Origin of the sequence: Lawsonibacter hominis (genome assembly GCF_014287895.1) — a bacterium.
Classification (GTDB): domain Bacteria; phylum Bacillota; class Clostridia; order Oscillospirales; family Oscillospiraceae; genus Lawsonibacter_A; species Lawsonibacter_A hominis.
This window is the reverse complement of the sequence record NZ_JACOPP010000001.1, coordinates 13310-29003: the sequence shown is the minus strand read 5'-3', so window position 1 is coordinate 29003 and position 15694 is coordinate 13310. Positions and strand designations below refer to the sequence as shown.

Below are 15694 nucleotides of genomic sequence, written 5' to 3'. Positions count from 1 at the left end.
GGTGTCGATCGACATGCGCATCTATCAGGCAGAAACCTATCAGGCCATGAGCCGCCGGGCGGCCAATATCATCTCCGCCCAGGTCATTTATAAGCCGGACTGTGTGCTGGGACTGGCCACCGGGGGAACCCCCGTGGGCACTTACCAGCAGTTGGTGGAGTGGTTTCAGAAGGGCGATCTGAGCTTTGCAGAGGTTCGCTCCGTGAATCTGGATGAGTATCTGGGCCTGTCCCCCCATCATGAGCAGAGCTACCGCTATTTCATGCAGACCAACCTGTTTGACCATATCGATATCAAGCCGGAAAATACCCATGTGCTCAACGGACTGGCCAAAGACCCGGCCGTCGAGTGCGCCGCTTACAACAAGCTCATCCGGGATCTGGGCGGGATCGACCTGCAGCTGCTGGGCATGGGGCGCAACGGGCATATCGCATTCAACGAGCCGGGGGACGACTTCGGCCTGGAGACCCACCTGGTCAGCCTGACGGAGAACACCATCGAGGCCAACGCCCGCTTCTTTGCCAGCCGGGATGAGGTACCGCGCCATGCCCTGAGCATGGGGATCAAGAACATCATGAACGCCCGGCGCATCCTCATCGTCGTCAACGGCGAGGAAAAGGCGGAAGCGGTGTACCAGGCGTTCTGCGGTCCCGTTACCAAGCAGGTGCCCGCCTCCGTGCTGCAGCTGCACCCCGACGTGACGCTGGTGGGCGACAAGGCTGCGCTGCACAAGCTGGCTGAGGCAGGTGAGACGGTATGCGGATAACCGGCGGTCAGGTCTTTGATTTGCATGAGGGCTTTCTCCGGCGGGATGTGTGCTTCGACGGGCGGCTCCTTTCCGACTCCAGCAGCGACGGCAAGATCTACGACGCCGCAGGCTGCTATGTGATCCCGGGTCTGACCGACCTGCACTTCCATGGCTGCAAGGGTCAGGACTTCTCCGACGGTGACGCCGGGGGCCTGGAGACCATGGCAAAGTACGAGCTTTCCAGGGGGGTGACCCAGATCTGTCCCGCGGGCATGACCCTGCTGGAGGATCAGCTGATCCGGATCTGCCGGGTAGCGGCCGCCCATCGGGAGGCCGACCGGCCCGGCGCGGCCCTGTGCGGGGTGAACCTGGAAGGGCCCTTCCTGTCCCGGGCCAAAAAGGGCGCCCAAAACGGCGACTGGCTGCGCGATCCCGATCCGGCGCTGCTGCGGCGGCTGCTGGCGGAGTCCAAGGGGCTGGTGAAGCTGGTGTCGGTGGCCCCGGAACTGCCCGGCGCCATGGAATTCATCGAGGCGGTGGAGGAGATCGTCACGGTCTCCCTGGCGCATACGACCGCGGATTATGATACCGCCATGGAGGCCTTTCGTCTGGGCGCCCGGCAGGTGACCCACCTGTTCAACGCCATGCCGCCCTTTTCCCACCGCGCCCCCGGCGTAGTGGGTGCGGCGCTGGATACGCCGGGCTGTATGGTGGAGCTGATCTGTGACGGCATACACATCCACCCGGCAGTGGTGCGCTCGGTGTTTAAAATGTTCGGTGAGCAGCGCGTGATCCTCATTTCCGACTCCATGCGGGCGGCCGGTATGCCGGACGGGCAATATACTCTGGGCGGACAGGATGTGACCGTGAAGGGCAAGCTCGCTACGCTGGCGGACGGCACCATCGCCGGTTCGGTCACCGACCTGATGGGCTGTCTGAAAACCGCCGTATCCTTTGGGATCCCGCTGCATGCCGCGGTGCGCGCCGCGGCGGTCAATCCGGCCCGCGCTATCGGCATTTACAGCCGGTGCGGCAGCCTGGAGCCTGGCAAGCGAGCCAATGTAGTCATTCTGGATGAACGTCTGGAGCTCAAGGATGTCTTCTTCCGCGGCGAACTGGTCCGCGGTGAAGGATAGAGACCCCCATAAAAAGGCATCCCATTTCTACTCCATTTCAATAGAAATGGGGGAGCCGTAAAAAAGGAGGAAAACCCCGCCGGGCCGGCGGTGCGGCAGTGTGGAGACCTGTCGTAACGTCCGCAGGACCAAGCGCCTGCGGACAAGGGGGTAGGTGCGAAGGCTCTGCCCTTACGGCCCATGCGCATGGCAACTGTGACCCTGAAGAACATCAAAAAGATCTACGACAACAAGGTGACCGCCGTCCACGACTTTAATCTGGAGATCGCGGATAAGGAATTCATCGTGCTGGTAGGCCCCTCCGGCTGCGGCAAGTCCACCACCCTGCGGATGGTGGCCGGACTGGAGGACATCTCCGAGGGCGACCTGTTCATCGGCGACAAGCGGATGAACGACGTGGAACCCAAGGACCGGGATATCGCCATGGTCTTCCAGAACTACGCGCTCTACCCGCACATGACGGTCTATGAAAACATGGCCTTCGCCCTGAAGCTGCGCAAGACGCCCAAGGACGAAATCGACCGGAAGGTCCGTGAGGCGGCCGAGATCCTGGATATCACCCAGTATCTGGACCGCAAGCCCAAGGCGCTCTCCGGCGGCCAGCGGCAGCGTGTCGCCATCGGCCGCGCCATCGTTCGGGACCCGCAGGTCTTCCTGATGGACGAACCGCTGTCCAATCTGGACGCCAAGCTGCGCAACCAGATGCGCGCGGAGATCATCAAGCTTCGTCAGCGCATCAACACCACCTTTATTTACGTAACGCATGACCAGACCGAGGCCATGACGCTGGGCGACCGCATCGTGATCATGAAGGACGGCTTCATCATGCAGATCGGCACGCCGCAGGAGGTCTTTGACCATCCGGCCAACGTTTTTGTGGCGGGCTTTATCGGTTCCCCCCAGATGAATTTCTTCGACGCCAAGCTGGAGAAGGCGGGCGACACCTATCAGGCGGCGGTGGCCGGCGCGGTGATGCCTTTGGCGGAGGAGACCTGCAAGGCTCTGGCTGCCAGAGGGATCTCTCCCATGGACGTGACCCTGGGCGTGCGTCCCGAGCACATTACCTTTGCAAAGGATACCGGAAGCCACACCATCACCGGCAAGGTGGATGTGTCCGAGATGATGGGCAGCGAGGTCCATCTGCACGTGACGGCCGGGGAAAAGGACGTGGTACTGCGGATTCCCACCACCGACCTGCCCGCCGAGTACCGCGGCGGCATCCCGTACGGCTCCGAGGTGCACTTTACCTTCCGGCCGGAGCTCATCCACCTGTTCGATCCCCAGACCGAGCTGAATCTTCTGGGTCTGTAAGGGCGCCCCAGCCCCCGAGCGCCGCAGGCCGAGCCGAGCCGCGGGGAGCAGAGAGCAGCCGGACCGGAGCTGCGCCGCTTTGCGGCGCAGCTCCGGTTTTTTTGCGCGCGGCTGCGGACGAAACCGCCGGGCACTGGCGCAGGATGTGGAAGTTTTCCATAGATATCGTAAAAATATCCCTTTACAGAGCGTCTTGCTGTGCGTATACTATAAAAGACAATACAATAACGTCGTTCGAGCCTGTCTTAGGCAGGCAGCCATGGAAGCGGGTGCAATGCCCCACGAGTCGGTCACTGTGAAGCCCGGAAACGGGATAAGTCAGATACATGTCGGAAGGCGTACACCCCTGCCGGAACCGGGGGCGGCCGTATGCGCACCATCTGCAGGGTGCGCTGCTTCCGCCTGCGGTCCAGGGACCGGAGGCGTTTTGTTTTGTCTCTGCGGTTGGGTGCAGTCCCTTTTTTCTTCCTCCCTGCTTGGCTGAGAGCCGGCGTCTCACTTGAGACGCCGGCTCTCAGCCCCGTAACGGGTCGTTTTGGACGCCGGGGACGCAGACGGAAGCACGCTTGCCCTAATAAGACCAAAGTCCGCCCAGCCAGCCCGAACACCCCCCAAAACAGAGGGCAAGGGCAACGCTTACCGGGCGCGGTGGCCGTCCGCCTGGTTTTTCCGTATACCAAAAGCGGGCGCCGCAGACCGGACCGGCGGAAAAAGGATGCGGGTTTCGAGCATAACCTGCCGGCGGGGCTGCAATACTACTCAGGGGACAGGGGACGATAAAAATAGTCCCGATTATGCGGAATAGGGACACGGGGGCGATCGAGCTGTCTGAGACTATGGAGCGGGAAGCGCTGTTTCGCGCGCTGGAACGGAGCCTGATGGAAGACCTGCGGCCCAGCATAGCGCTGGAGGCGCTGTTTGCGGGAGCGGTTCCGCCCGAATTTGAGCCGCTGCGCCGGATGAAGACCACGGCGCAGTCGCCGGTCCATCATCCGGAGGGAAACGTATGGAACCATACGATGCTGGTGGTGGATGAAGCGGCGAAGCGGCGGGCGGAGAGCAAAGATCCTGCGGCCCTGATGTGGGCCGCGCTGCTCCATGACGTTGGAAAGCCGGATACGACCCGCGTCCGAAAGGGGAAAATCACCTCTTACGGACATGAAACCTTGGGTGCGGAACTGGCCCGGCGGTTTTTGCAGTGCTTTTCGGCCGATCAGGACCTAATCGGCCGGGTGTGCGCCTTGATCCGATACCATATGCAGGTCCTGTTCGTCGGGAAGGGAATGCCTTTTGCCGACGTGAACGGGATGCGGGAAAACGCTGACCTGGAGGAAGTGGCGCTGCTGGGCCTGTGCGACCGTATGGGCCGGCTGAACGCGGATGCGGAGCAGGAGGCGGAGAACATCCGGATCTTTTTGGAGCGCTGCGGCCGCTGAGCGGAGGGGGAACGGAATGGCGAAGTATTATCATGGCGCAGGACGGGCGGGCCCCTACTTTGAGGGCTGGTATCTGAAGTGCCAGACAAAGGACGGAAGGGGCCTGGCGCTGATTCCCGCCCTGCACGTCGACCGTGCGGGGCGGCGCAGCGCCTCCCTCCAGGTCATTGCGGACGGCGGGGCCTGGTGGGCGGAATATCCGGATGCGGCGCTGCAGGCCTCTGAGGGCGTGTTCCAGATCTGGCTGGATGGGAACCTCTTTAACCGCAAGGGGATCTGGCTGAACGTGGAGCAAAGCGGACTTTCCCTCCGGGGAGCGCTGCTCTGCGGCCCCTTTACGCCGCTCAAATCGGACATTATGGGGCCATTCCGCTTTTTGCCGGGAATGGAGTGCCGCCACGGTGTGATCAGCATGGGCCATACGCTGGAAGGAACGCTGACCCTGAACGGCGCGGCCATGGACTTTACCGGCGGTACCGGTTATGTGGAGACGGACCGCGGGCGGTCTTTTCCCAGCGCTTATCTCTGGACCCAATGCGCGTGGCGGGAGACGCGGTGCAGCAGCCTGATGCTCTCCATTGCGGACATACCGCTGGCGGCGGGGAGCTTCACCGGATGTATCTGCGCGGTGCTGCATCAAGGGCGGGAATACCGCCTGGCCACCTATCAGGGCGCCCGGGTCGAGCGATGGTCCGGCGGCGGAGCGCTGATCCGTCAGGGGCGGTACCGCCTGGAGGCGGAAGTGCTGGAGGGGCGGGGACATCCCCTGCGGGCCCCCGTGGAAGGCGGTATGGGCCGCATCATATACGAACGCCTCAGCGCCAAAGTGCGCTACCGGTTTTGGAAGGAAAACGCGCTTTTGTTCGAGCATACCGATGCGCATGCCAGCTTTGAGTTTGCGGAGCAAGCGTACCGGCCGGACGCATCAGCCGTGTGGAGCGATTGAAACAGGCGGGGGTCCTCTGTTTTGCAAAGGCCCCCCGCCTCAGCCTGTCAAAAAACCTCCCGGGGGAAGGCCTCGCAGAGTTCCGTCGTCCACAGACGACGGAAGGAAAGGAAGCTCCGTCATTTCCGGCGACATGCGCGTCGGAAATGACACCTCTCATGACGGCCAGGGCGACTTTTCCGAAGGAATCGAGCCCTGGCCGTCATGTATCCCCTTGTCGAAAAAGGCCTTTTTCGACAAGCTGAGGCGGGGGTCCTCTGTTTTGCAGAGGCCCCCCGCCTGAGATGTTCCCAAGCGTGTCGAAGCCGCTTGCGGGCCGAGCCATATGCATTGGTGCCACACCTGGCGTTTTTCTGCGATTGTGCCTGGCGGGCGGTCAGTACTGCGAGACCATGTTCCTGCAGACGTTCAGCGTGCTCTCCTTGATGTTCTGGAGGTGGATGGAGAGATGCCTGGTGGCGCTGACCAGATCACGCGTGCGCAGGGCATAGATGATATCCAGGTGCTCCTGCCGGGATTTTACCAGGCGCTTGGGCGTCATGGCCGAGATCCGGCGCAGCTGCTCCAGCTGGGCCTCCAGCGTCTTGTGGAATTTGATCATGCGGGAGTTGCCGGAATATTTCATGATCATCATGTGCAGGTCGCGGTCCGAGCGATAGAAGGCCTCCTGCGTGGGGGGTTCTTCGCTTTTTTTATCGTCCAGATAACGCACCCGGTCCTCAATGTAGTCCAGCTCGTCGTCGGTGATGCAGTTGATCGCACTTTTCAGGGCGGTGATCTCAAAGAGCTCCCGGAGCTGAAAGATCTCCTCCACGTCCTGCACGGTCAGATTGGTCACAAAGGTCCCCCGGGAGGGCAGATGGCGGACCAGCCCTTCGGATTCCAGCTGCTTGAAGGCCTCCCGGATCGGAGTGCGGCTGATGTTGAGCCGATCCGATATGTCCTGCTCGACGATGGCCTGCCCTGGCTTCAGCTCATAAGACATGATCGCATCCAGCAAATAATCGTAAGCTACATTTTTTAAACCGCGTTTTCCCATGATGTTACGTTTCTCCTTTCGACTCAGCGGGTGCTGCGCCCCAACGGCCGTCCTCTCCGGCGCGGAGCCCGAACTGGTCCAGCACCCGAACCACCTGATAACGGATCAGATCCTCGATTTGTCTGGGGCGGTGATAAAAGCTGGGCATGGGCGGCACGATCCGTACTCCCAGGCGGCTCAGCTTGAGCATGTTCTCCAGGTGGATGGCGTTGAGAGGCGTCTCCCTGGGGCAGAGCACCAGCGGGCGGCCCTCTTTCAAAGTCACGTCCGCCGCCCGGGCGAGAAGATCATGGTCATACCCGTTGGCAATCGCGCTCAATGTCTTCATGCTGCAGGGCAGGATGATCATTCCCATCGTGCGGAACGAGCCGCTGGAAATGGCCGCCCCCAGTGCGTCGGCTTGATAGGACACATCGGCCAGGGCCCGGACCTGTTCCGGCGTGTAGTCCGTCTCCAGGCGGATGGTCTCCTCCGCCCACCGGCTGACCACCAGATGGAGCTCTGCATCACTGCATTCCCGCAGCAGTTCCAGCAGACGGATTCCATAAATGGCGCCGGTGGCGCCGGAGATGCCCACCACGATACGTGGACGCTCCATACGACCCCTCCTTGTTGTCGGTTCACACCCCAAAATGAGAGTACAAGCGGTGCTGCACGTTAAAATTCCTCTTCACATTGTATACAATCTGTGCTTATTGTAGACCATTTGACATTCCATGTCAAGGTAAAATCTTGAATTTTTAAGTTTTTGGTCAAAATAAGAACTTTTTTACGGACATATTTGCTTTTATACAAAAAGTAATGCATTTAATTTCTATTTATCGCTTTAAAATAATAACTAAAACAACCTTGTACATTTTAGCGGAAGCGATGAAATTATCGAAAAAGACCAATTAGAGGCGAAAAATATGAAAAAGGCTATTGAAATATACCAGAGATTCCGCTAGAATATGTGACACAAGGTTGTATACAATGAAAATACAATTTCAATAAAAAACTTCAAACAATTTATTTTTTGTTCTAAATTGTATGCTCATTGTATTCAATCAGAATTGCTTAAGGAGGAACAAGAATATGGCGAATCTGAAGGTAAACGTGGCTGGCGTGGAGTTCCCCAATCCTGTTATTGTGGGCTCTGCCTCTCCTTCTATGGACTGGATCGGCGTCAAGAAAGGCATTGAGGGCGGCTCCGGCGGCGTGATCGTGAAGTCCCTGTTCGGTGAAAAAGGCAAGCTGGGCCGCAACTTCCCCCGTCCCCGCTTCAAGCTCTATGACTACAAGACCTATCCCGGCTATCCCCAGTCCCTGCCCCATGCGTTTACGCTGAACTCCCTGGAGGAGTGCTCCCACTTTGGTTACCAGGAGTACATGGAGGATGTAAACCGGGCCAAGGACGCAGTGGGCGATAAGGGCATCGTCATGGCCAGCCTGTCCGGCGTTACCCTGGACGAGTGGCAGGAGATGGTGGGCCTGGTGAACGAGACCAATGCCGACTGGGTGGAGCTGAACGTATCCTGCCCCTTCGCCGCCGACATGGGCGTCAAGATGGGCGCCGGAGCCGTGGATATGACCGCCGACGTGGTCCGTACCTGCGCCAACCTGCTGAAGAAGCCCTTCAGCGTCAAGGTCTCTCCCCAGACCGTGGATCAGTCTTCCGTGGCGCTGGCCTGCCAGGAAGCCGGCGCCCAGTGCATCAACCTGTCTGCACGCTTCTCCGGCTTTGACCTGGATATCGATCAGGCCCGTCCCGTGGGCCCCGGCGCCCAGGGCGGCTGGGGTGGCCCCTACTTCATCGGCTACGGCCTGAAGAACTGCGCGCTGGCCGCCAACAAGCTGAGCATTCCCATCATCGCCGGTCTGGGCGTGTGGGATTGGCGCGACATCATCAAGTACACCATGGTGGGCGCTTCTCTGGTGCAGTCCGGCGTGGGCATCATGCTCCAGGGGTACGACGTGGCCAAGAAGTGGAACGAGCACATCAGCCAGTGGCTGGATGCCCGCGGTTACAGCTCTCTGGACGATATCCGCGGCATCGCCCTGCCCAACGTCCTGAAGACCGCTCAGGTGGAGCGCGCGCCCGAGGGCGTGTACGCCAAGGTGGACTACGACAAGTGCACCAAGTGCGGCGTGTGCAAGCGCAGCTGCTTCTATGACGCCATTACCCTGACCAAGTGCGGCGCGGTCATCGACCAGCACAAGTGCGACGGCTGCGGCATGTGCATGGAGGTCTGCCCGGCCAACGCCGTGTCCATGACCTCTCCCCAGAAGCGGGCGAATTAATGTTGCTTTGACCAGGAGGTCCTGCAAGTGAGAGAACTTCAATGCGGCGTTCTGGTGGTCGGCGGCGGCGCCGCCGGCACCAGAGCCGCTTACGAGGCCAAGAGGGCGCACCCGGAATTAGAGGTGTGCCTGGCCGTCACCGGCCGGTATGAGACCGGCGGCAGCACCAATATGGTGGCCTCGGAGGCTCTGGGCATCAACGCGCCCTTCAACTGTGAGGGGGACGGGGACGATCCGGAGATCTACCTGGAGGACACGCTCCAAACCGGCGGAGGGCTGGGCGATTCGGCCCTCTGCTGGGTCCTGGCCCACGAGGCTGCCGACCGGGTACGGGAGTTGGCGGAGCTTGGCGTTCCTTTCGCGCACAGGGGCGGGCATCTGGAGCAGCAAAAGCTCTCCGGGTGCACCAGGGCCCGCTCTTTGACCTGCGGCGGCAGCACAGGGCGTCAGATTACCCGCTGCCTCAAGCAGGCCGCGCTGGCACAGGGCGTTCGCCTGTTGGAGCAGGTGTCCATACTGGGGCTCTGCCGGGAGGAAAACGGCCGTGTCTGCGGCGCCTGGGGTCGGGATGAGGCTGGTGCGCTGCGAATCCGCGCCGGGGCGGTCGTCCTGGCCACCGGGGGCGCAGGGAGCATTTTTTCCGTCAACGTCACGCCGCCGACCCAGACCGGAGACGGCTGGGCTATGGCCTATGAGGCCGGGTGCCGGTTCGTCAATATGGAGTTTTTCCAGATCGGTCCGGCGGTGGTCTGCCCGGGGCTTACCTTTATTATCCACAGCCATATGTGGCGGTTTCTGCCCAAGCTTACCAACCGCGATGGCGCGGAGTTCCTGGCGCGATACTGCCAAGGCGGCACGACCCCGGAGGAGGCTTTGGATCGGAAGGCCATGTCCTATCCCTTCTCGGTCCGTACAGACGCCAAGTATGTGGACATCGGCATCTTCCAGGAAATCGCCCAGGGCCGGGGCACCGAAGAGGGCGGCATATGGTTTGACGTGTCCCACGTGACCCGGGAAGAACTGCTGGCCAAGGCGCCCATCACGTACAACACGCTGCTCCGGGCGGGGATCGACTGTGCCGTGGAACCGCTGCAGGTCACCATGGCGGTGCAGAACTTCAACGGCGGGATCCTGATCGACACCAACGGCTTCACCGGAGTCGAGGGATTGTACGCGGCGGGGGAGATCACCGGGGGCGTCCACGGGTCGGACCGGCCCGGCGGAAACAATCTGACGGATACCCAGGTCTTCGGCTACCGCGCCGGACGGGCCGCCGCGGATCATGCGGCCTCTGCGCCGGCTGCGGCGGTGGTCCTGGAAGAAGCGGGACCGCGCCTGGAGCCTGACGAGGAGGAGCGGGCGCTCATTGCTCAGAGCGAGCGGCTGTACTACCAGAACCTGACGGTGGTGCGCAATAGCCAGGGACTTCAGCGTGTGCTGGACTTTACCGGAGCGCACCTGCGGCCGGGCATCTCCGCACCGCTGCGCAACCGTCTGCTGTTGGGCAGACTGTTCGCCATGGCGCAGCTCACCCGGACGGAGAGCCGGGGCACCCATTACCGGGAGGATCATCCGGAGACAGCGCCGGAATGGCGCCGCCGTTTGGTCTTCCGCCGGGGCGCCGACGGGGAAGCGGTACTGTGCCAAGATGAAAATGAGGCGAAATGATATGGAACGGTTTACGGAAGAATACCGGGCGCGCTTCGCGGCGCTCTCGACGACAAATGTTTCCGACGCCATGGATGCGCTGGGCATCCATGGCGCCACCTACGGCATCCGGCCTATGTGGCATACCATGGAGAAGGTCCTGGGACCGGCGGTAACGCTGAAGATGACCGCCGCGGGCCAGACCAAGGGCAAATATCATCTGGGTGTGCGGGCCATCGACGCGGCGGAGCCGGGCGATGTGATCGTGGTGGATAACGGCGGACGGATCGACACCTCCTGCTGGGGCGGCGTTCTGGCCACCGGGGCCAGCGTGAAGGGCATCTCCGGCGTGGTCATCGACGGCGCCTGCCGGGATCTGGATGACTGCGTAGAGCTGAATTTTCCGGTTTACGCCCGCGGAACCGTGGTGGCCACGGCCCGCGGACGGGTCCAGGAGGAGGCCACGAACGTCATGGTCCAGTTCGGCGGCGTTCAGGTCCGCCCCGGAGACATTGTCATGGGCGATAAGAGCGGCGTGGTAGTGGTCCCGGCGGAATGGGTGGACCAGGTGCTGGATAAGGCCGAGCAGCTCTTCCGGAAGGAAGAGGGGATGGTAGCGCAGATCCGCGCAGGAAAGACCATGATTGAGGTGGACGAGGCGTTCCAGTATGAGCGGATGCTGAAGTAATCATATGAGTTGCGTATCTTACCGTTAAATATTGAACAGAAAGCGTTTAAATACGCTTACCTGACCAAGGGGGACTGCTTTGTTCATTTAAGATTCATTAACTGTGTTTAAATGGGGCCAAACTTTGATGAGAGGAAGTCTTGATATGAGCAATATTTCTCTGTTGCGCTTCCCTTCTGTGGTGAGAATGGGCAACCAGTGCATCTCGACCTTCTTATCCGGCGACTTAGAAATGATTCATGCCAGAAAGATTATGCTGGTTACAGACCCCGGTATTGTCAAAGCTGGATTAGCCGAAATTGTACAGAATGTGCTGGAAGCCAAACATATTCGCTACTGTCTCTTCTCCGATGTGGAGCAAGAACCATCGATTGAAACAGTGAAGACGTGCATTGCCTATGCAAAGGAAGAGAAATGCGATACCTTTATTGGGCTGGGCGGCGGAAGTGCTATGGATGTTTGCAAGGCAGTAGCTTTGTGTGTCGCAGATAACGTAGATATTGATTCACTATTTGGCATGGAAACTATTAAACGACCAGGTTTACATAAAGTTTTGATTCCGACGACTTCTGGAAGTGGAAGTGAGAGTAGTCCATCTATTGTGTTAAGCGATCATCACAATAATACCAAGAAGGCAATTTGGAGTCGATATGTACTGGCCGACATCGTCTATCTGGATTCAGATATGACTATTGGTATGCCAAAATCTGTGACAGGAGGTTCTGGTGTTGATGCACTGTGTCATGCCATTGAGGCATATATGGCTACCAACAGTAATTTTGTGACTGACAATTTTGCGTTGACAGCGTTAAATCAGATTGGAAAGCATCTGCGTGAGGTATATCAAAACGGAAAGAACCGAGAAGCGCGATTGGGTATGATGGGTGCCAGTTTTTTGGCTGGTATGGCCTTCGGCGGCTCCGGCCTCGGATGTGTGCATGCGTTGGCATATCCGTTTACCACTCTGTTTGGATATCCGCATGGCAATGCTCAAGGGATGAGTATGCCTAATGTATTGCGATTCAATAAGCTAGGACATGAGGAACGCTTTGCACAAATTGCTCGTAGCCTGAATTTGATAGATGTCAGTGCCATGGACGCTAAAGATGCAGCAGAGGCTGGCATTGATGCCATTGAACAACTAATTAACGACGTTGGCATTTCTACTAAATTGCGCGACTATCCGGGCATTACGCCGGACCGCTTTTTAGAGATGGGGAAAATTGCAATTGAATCCAACGGGCGCCTCGTCAATACAAATCCACGCCCCATGACGGTGGAACAGGCAGTAAAGATTTACCAGCAGTCCTATTGATCCCTGCACCTATTGTATTTCAAGTTTATCTATGGAGGAGAGTCTGCAGTTAGTCGCAATAGATGAACTACGAAATAAAAAACAAAAAGGGAGATGTAAGTATGACTGAAAAAAAGGTAGGTATTCGCGACTATTTGTCTAAGATTGGTCCCGCTGTTATTGTTTCCATGACGATTATTGGCCCGGGTACGATGTCCGCACTTGTAACATCTGGATCAGGGTGGTATTTTTCCTTTTTCTGGGCGGTTATCTTAAGCATTGTCTTTGCATATGTCGCCACTTGGATTAGTACAAAACTTACTTGTGTGACAGGGCTTTCTCCCGTGGAGGCATTAAAAAAGCACACCTGGGGTTGGCTTGCTTGGGTACTGGTGATCTTCAATTTTGTAACCCAGTTCTGTGTTATGGTGGCCCAAGGGCGCGGATTGCGTACTGCAGTTACCACGTTAAGTCAAGTAGGCGGCAGTGAGGGACTGAGTTCCGGAGCCTCATTAATTATCACAATCATACTATTTGTAGTTATCGTTGCTGCATATTTCTTGGGTGGCTCATTCTCTTTTGTGCAGAAACTAACCAGTGTTATGCTGACTGCAATGCTTATCTGCTTCGCTATCACATTTTTTATCGCGTTGCCCGATATCAAAGATATTTTTCTTGGTATCATTCCGTCTTTCCCCCCAAGATGGGAGGGACTACTTCCAGATTCACAGCAATGGACCAGTATTGCGGGTATTATTGGTGGTGCAGCAGGGCTATACATCTATGTATATCACGGCTTTGCTATTATCTCAAATAACCGCAATAACAAGGAGTGGCTAAAATACGGCAAGATGGATGCCGTTGTCTTTACTGTTGTTTTGTTTGGCCTGTTTAGCTTCTTCGTATTTTCTGTTGCTGCAGCGGTTCTCTACAAGACTGGTGAGCCCATTACTGGAGTCGCCGGAGCTGCAGCGGCGCTTGCTCCGCTATGTGGTCCCGCTGCCGGTTACGTGTTTACCATTGGATGGATGGGGGCCGTTATGACTACATCTGCTGGCTGCGCATTTTTTGGACTGATTCCGTTGTTAGCCCTAATGGGAAAGAGCGTGGATTTAAAAGATAGAAAGTGTCAGATTGCACTGACTGTTTACTTGGGAGTACCTGCCATTATTGTAGCCTCTTTCGTCTCTGGAGGAGCATTATCCCTGCTGACAAAGGCGATGTCTTTGAATAACCTTGTCACGCCACCTGGTATTCTGGCCTTCTGGTATATGACATCTAGTAAAAAGATTATGGGTGAATATAAGAATAACTTCGTCACTAACATTGTTATTGCCATCATGTTTTTTGTGGTTTGTTTTAGCGCGTATAACTCCGCAGTAAGCATCTTTACATTCTAAAATAAGATTCTCTTTTGCTGAGATTTCACTCCTAAAGCTGCATCCGGATATGAAATTTCTGGATGCAGCTTTCCTCCTAAGCACATCTGATTAATTCGGACAGGCCTTTTACAGAGTTTAATACTTATATTTTTACCAATAGTACCAAAGAGCCACGGCAATTTCAAGACAAATTTTTAGCATTTGAACTCATGTCTCTAAATACTGAATATGTCACAATATAGATAATTACCAACGTCATGCTTTATAAAGTTAGAAAGGTTGAGAGTATGAAAGAGTACAAGCTGTATATTAATGGGAAATGGATTGAGACGACGAGCGGAAAAATAATTAATGATATTAATCCTGCAGATGGTACTACATTTGCCCGAGTTCACTTGGCAGGTGAACTTGAGACAGAAATGGCGTTGGAAAGTGCACAACGCGCCTTTACCAGCTGGTCCAAGACTATGGCTGCACAGCGTGAGCAGATTTTATGGAAAGCGGCAGATTGCCTTGAGAAAATGGTTGATGAGGCTATCGAAATAATGATTTGTGAAAGTGGGTCAACTTATACAAAGGCCCGCTCTGAGTTGGCAGGGGCTGTAAACGTTATTCGCGTGGCAGCTGGAGAATGTCGACGGATTGAGGGAGAAATTAATCAGCCAACCAGCGCGGATCAAGTATCCCTTGCTGTAAGGGTTCCCCTTGGGGTAGTAGCTGGAATTGCGCCGTTTAACTATCCTGTTATTTTAGCGGTAAAAAAGCTTGCGTACGCGTTGGCAGCAGGCGATACCTTCATTCTCAAACCTGCTTCTGTTACTCCCCTCTCGGGGTATATAATTGCCACTGCTTTTGAAAGAGCTGGTTTACCGGCGGGGGTTTTGAACGTGATTCCGGGACCGGGAGATATTGTAGGAGATAAACTGGTGGAAGATCAGAGGGTTAAGTGCGTGACGTTTACTGGCTCAAGCCCGGTTGGCCGCAGTATTGCAGCGAAAGCTGGCTATCATCTTAAGAAATTTGCGATGGAACTGGGGGGTAAAAACCCTCTGATAATTCTCGGCGATTATGATGTAGAGCAGGCAATTAAAATTGCTGGATATGGTGCGTTTTATCATCAGGGACAGGTTTGCATGGCGTCTTCCCGTATTATTGTAGAGGCACCCATTTATGATGCTTTTTGTGAAGGATTGGTAGCATACGCCCGTACGCTCAGAATAGGAGATCCCCATGATCCGGATACCATTATCGGCCCGCTGATCAGCAATGAGCAGTGTGATTTTATCGATGGACAAATTCAGGATGCACGTTCAAAAGGAGCTAAAATATTGACTGGGGGAAAGCACCAGGGAACTTTTTATGAGCCGACAATTTTAGCCGAAGTAACGCCTGAAATGGATATTTTTTATCAGGAAACATTTGGGCCCGTTACGTCAATTTTTTGTGTCGAGAACGCTGAACAGGCGCTTGCATTGTGTAATGATAATAAGTTTGGCCTTTCTTCTGCATTGCTTACCTATGACATGCGACTTGCAATTAAGCTGGGGCTCAATATGGAATCCGGCATGGTTCATATCAATGACACCACGTTTGTAAGTGGTATCACAGCACCGTCTGGCGGTATCAAAAACAGTGGTTATGGTCGGGAAGGCGGTAGATACTCCATTGAAGATTATACTGAACTTAAATGGATTACGATGCAATATGCCGATAAAAAAATGCCATTTGAACCGAAGATGTAGGCCTGCCCCTGAAAGGCTTCCCGGAGACGGTGGAGGTCCCGGGTA

General features: G+C 56.5%; 13 protein-coding genes. 11 read left to right on the top strand and 2 right to left on the bottom strand.

Annotated features, from left to right (window positions below):
* The first annotated feature begins 13 nt into the window (after positions 1 to 13).
* The 5 genes from nagB (at position 14) to H8S57_RS00120 (ending at position 5577) form a co-directional block, all read left to right on the top strand.
* Entirely contained in the window at positions 14 to 766 is a 753-nt protein-coding gene (gene nagB / locus H8S57_RS00140; RefSeq protein ID WP_186906353.1) for a glucosamine-6-phosphate deaminase, read from the top strand.
* Positions 757 to 1884, top strand: a complete 1128-nt coding sequence (gene nagA, locus H8S57_RS00135) for an N-acetylglucosamine-6-phosphate deacetylase (RefSeq protein WP_186906098.1) — start codon at positions 757 to 759, stop codon at positions 1882 to 1884. Before nagB ends, nagA begins: the two co-directional genes overlap by 10 nt.
* Before the next feature lie 186 nt (positions 1885 to 2070).
* Complete coding sequence (locus tag H8S57_RS00130; RefSeq protein ID WP_186906352.1) at positions 2071 to 3195, top strand: ABC transporter ATP-binding protein; 1125 nt, start codon at positions 2071 to 2073, stop codon at positions 3193 to 3195.
* Between the two features lie 794 nt (positions 3196 to 3989).
* Positions 3990 to 4631: an HDIG domain-containing metalloprotein gene (locus tag H8S57_RS00125; protein ID WP_243204622.1), complete on the top strand. Its 642-nt coding sequence runs from the start codon at positions 3990 to 3992 to the stop codon at positions 4629 to 4631.
* A 16-nt stretch (positions 4632 to 4647) separates the two neighbouring features.
* Positions 4648 to 5577 (top strand): tocopherol cyclase family protein, encoded by a 930-nt coding sequence (locus H8S57_RS00120; RefSeq protein WP_186906097.1) that lies wholly within the window; start codon positions 4648 to 4650, stop codon positions 5575 to 5577.
* A gap of 376 nt (positions 5578 to 5953) precedes the next feature.
* Here the strand turns inward: H8S57_RS00120 and H8S57_RS00115 are convergent, their stop codons facing one another.
* Together H8S57_RS00115 and H8S57_RS00110 are read right to left on the bottom strand one after the other, a co-directional pair.
* Positions 5954 to 6616 carry a GntR family transcriptional regulator gene (locus H8S57_RS00115; protein ID WP_186906096.1) on the bottom strand — a complete coding sequence of 221 codons (663 nt, stop codon included), beginning with the start codon at positions 6614 to 6616 and terminating at the stop codon, positions 5954 to 5956.
* A 4-nt stretch (positions 6617 to 6620) separates the two neighbouring features.
* The gene (locus H8S57_RS00110; protein WP_186906095.1) at positions 6621 to 7214 is read right to left on the bottom strand and encodes a UbiX family flavin prenyltransferase; all 594 of its coding nucleotides are present in this window, start codon (positions 7212 to 7214) and stop codon (positions 6621 to 6623) included.
* A gap of 476 nt (positions 7215 to 7690) precedes the next feature.
* On the opposite strand from H8S57_RS00110, the gene H8S57_RS00105 reads away from it, so the two are divergent.
* The 6 genes from H8S57_RS00105 to H8S57_RS00080 all read left to right on the top strand — a co-directional run bounded on the left by H8S57_RS00105 (position 7691) and on the right by H8S57_RS00080 (position 15649).
* Positions 7691 to 8896, top strand: a complete 1206-nt coding sequence (locus H8S57_RS00105) for a 4Fe-4S binding protein (RefSeq protein WP_186906094.1) — start codon at positions 7691 to 7693, stop codon at positions 8894 to 8896.
* A gap of 27 nt (positions 8897 to 8923) precedes the next feature.
* Entirely contained in the window at positions 8924 to 10564 is a 1641-nt protein-coding gene (locus tag H8S57_RS00100; protein WP_186906093.1) for an FAD-binding protein, read from the top strand.
* 1 nt (position 10565) lies between these two features.
* Positions 10566 to 11231: an RraA family protein gene (locus tag H8S57_RS00095; RefSeq protein WP_186906092.1), complete on the top strand. Its 666-nt coding sequence runs from the start codon at positions 10566 to 10568 to the stop codon at positions 11229 to 11231.
* Between the two features lie 145 nt (positions 11232 to 11376).
* Positions 11377 to 12546 (top strand): iron-containing alcohol dehydrogenase, encoded by a 1170-nt coding sequence (locus H8S57_RS00090; protein ID WP_186906091.1) that lies wholly within the window; start codon positions 11377 to 11379, stop codon positions 12544 to 12546.
* 62 nt (positions 12547 to 12608) lie between these two features.
* The gene (locus H8S57_RS00085; RefSeq protein ID WP_186906090.1) at positions 12609 to 13925 is read left to right on the top strand and encodes an NRAMP family divalent metal transporter; all 1317 of its coding nucleotides are present in this window, start codon (positions 12609 to 12611) and stop codon (positions 13923 to 13925) included.
* 269 nt (positions 13926 to 14194) lie between these two features.
* Positions 14195 to 15649: an aldehyde dehydrogenase family protein gene (locus H8S57_RS00080; protein WP_186906089.1), complete on the top strand. Its 1455-nt coding sequence runs from the start codon at positions 14195 to 14197 to the stop codon at positions 15647 to 15649.
* The last annotated feature ends 45 nt before the right edge of the window (positions 15650 to 15694 follow it).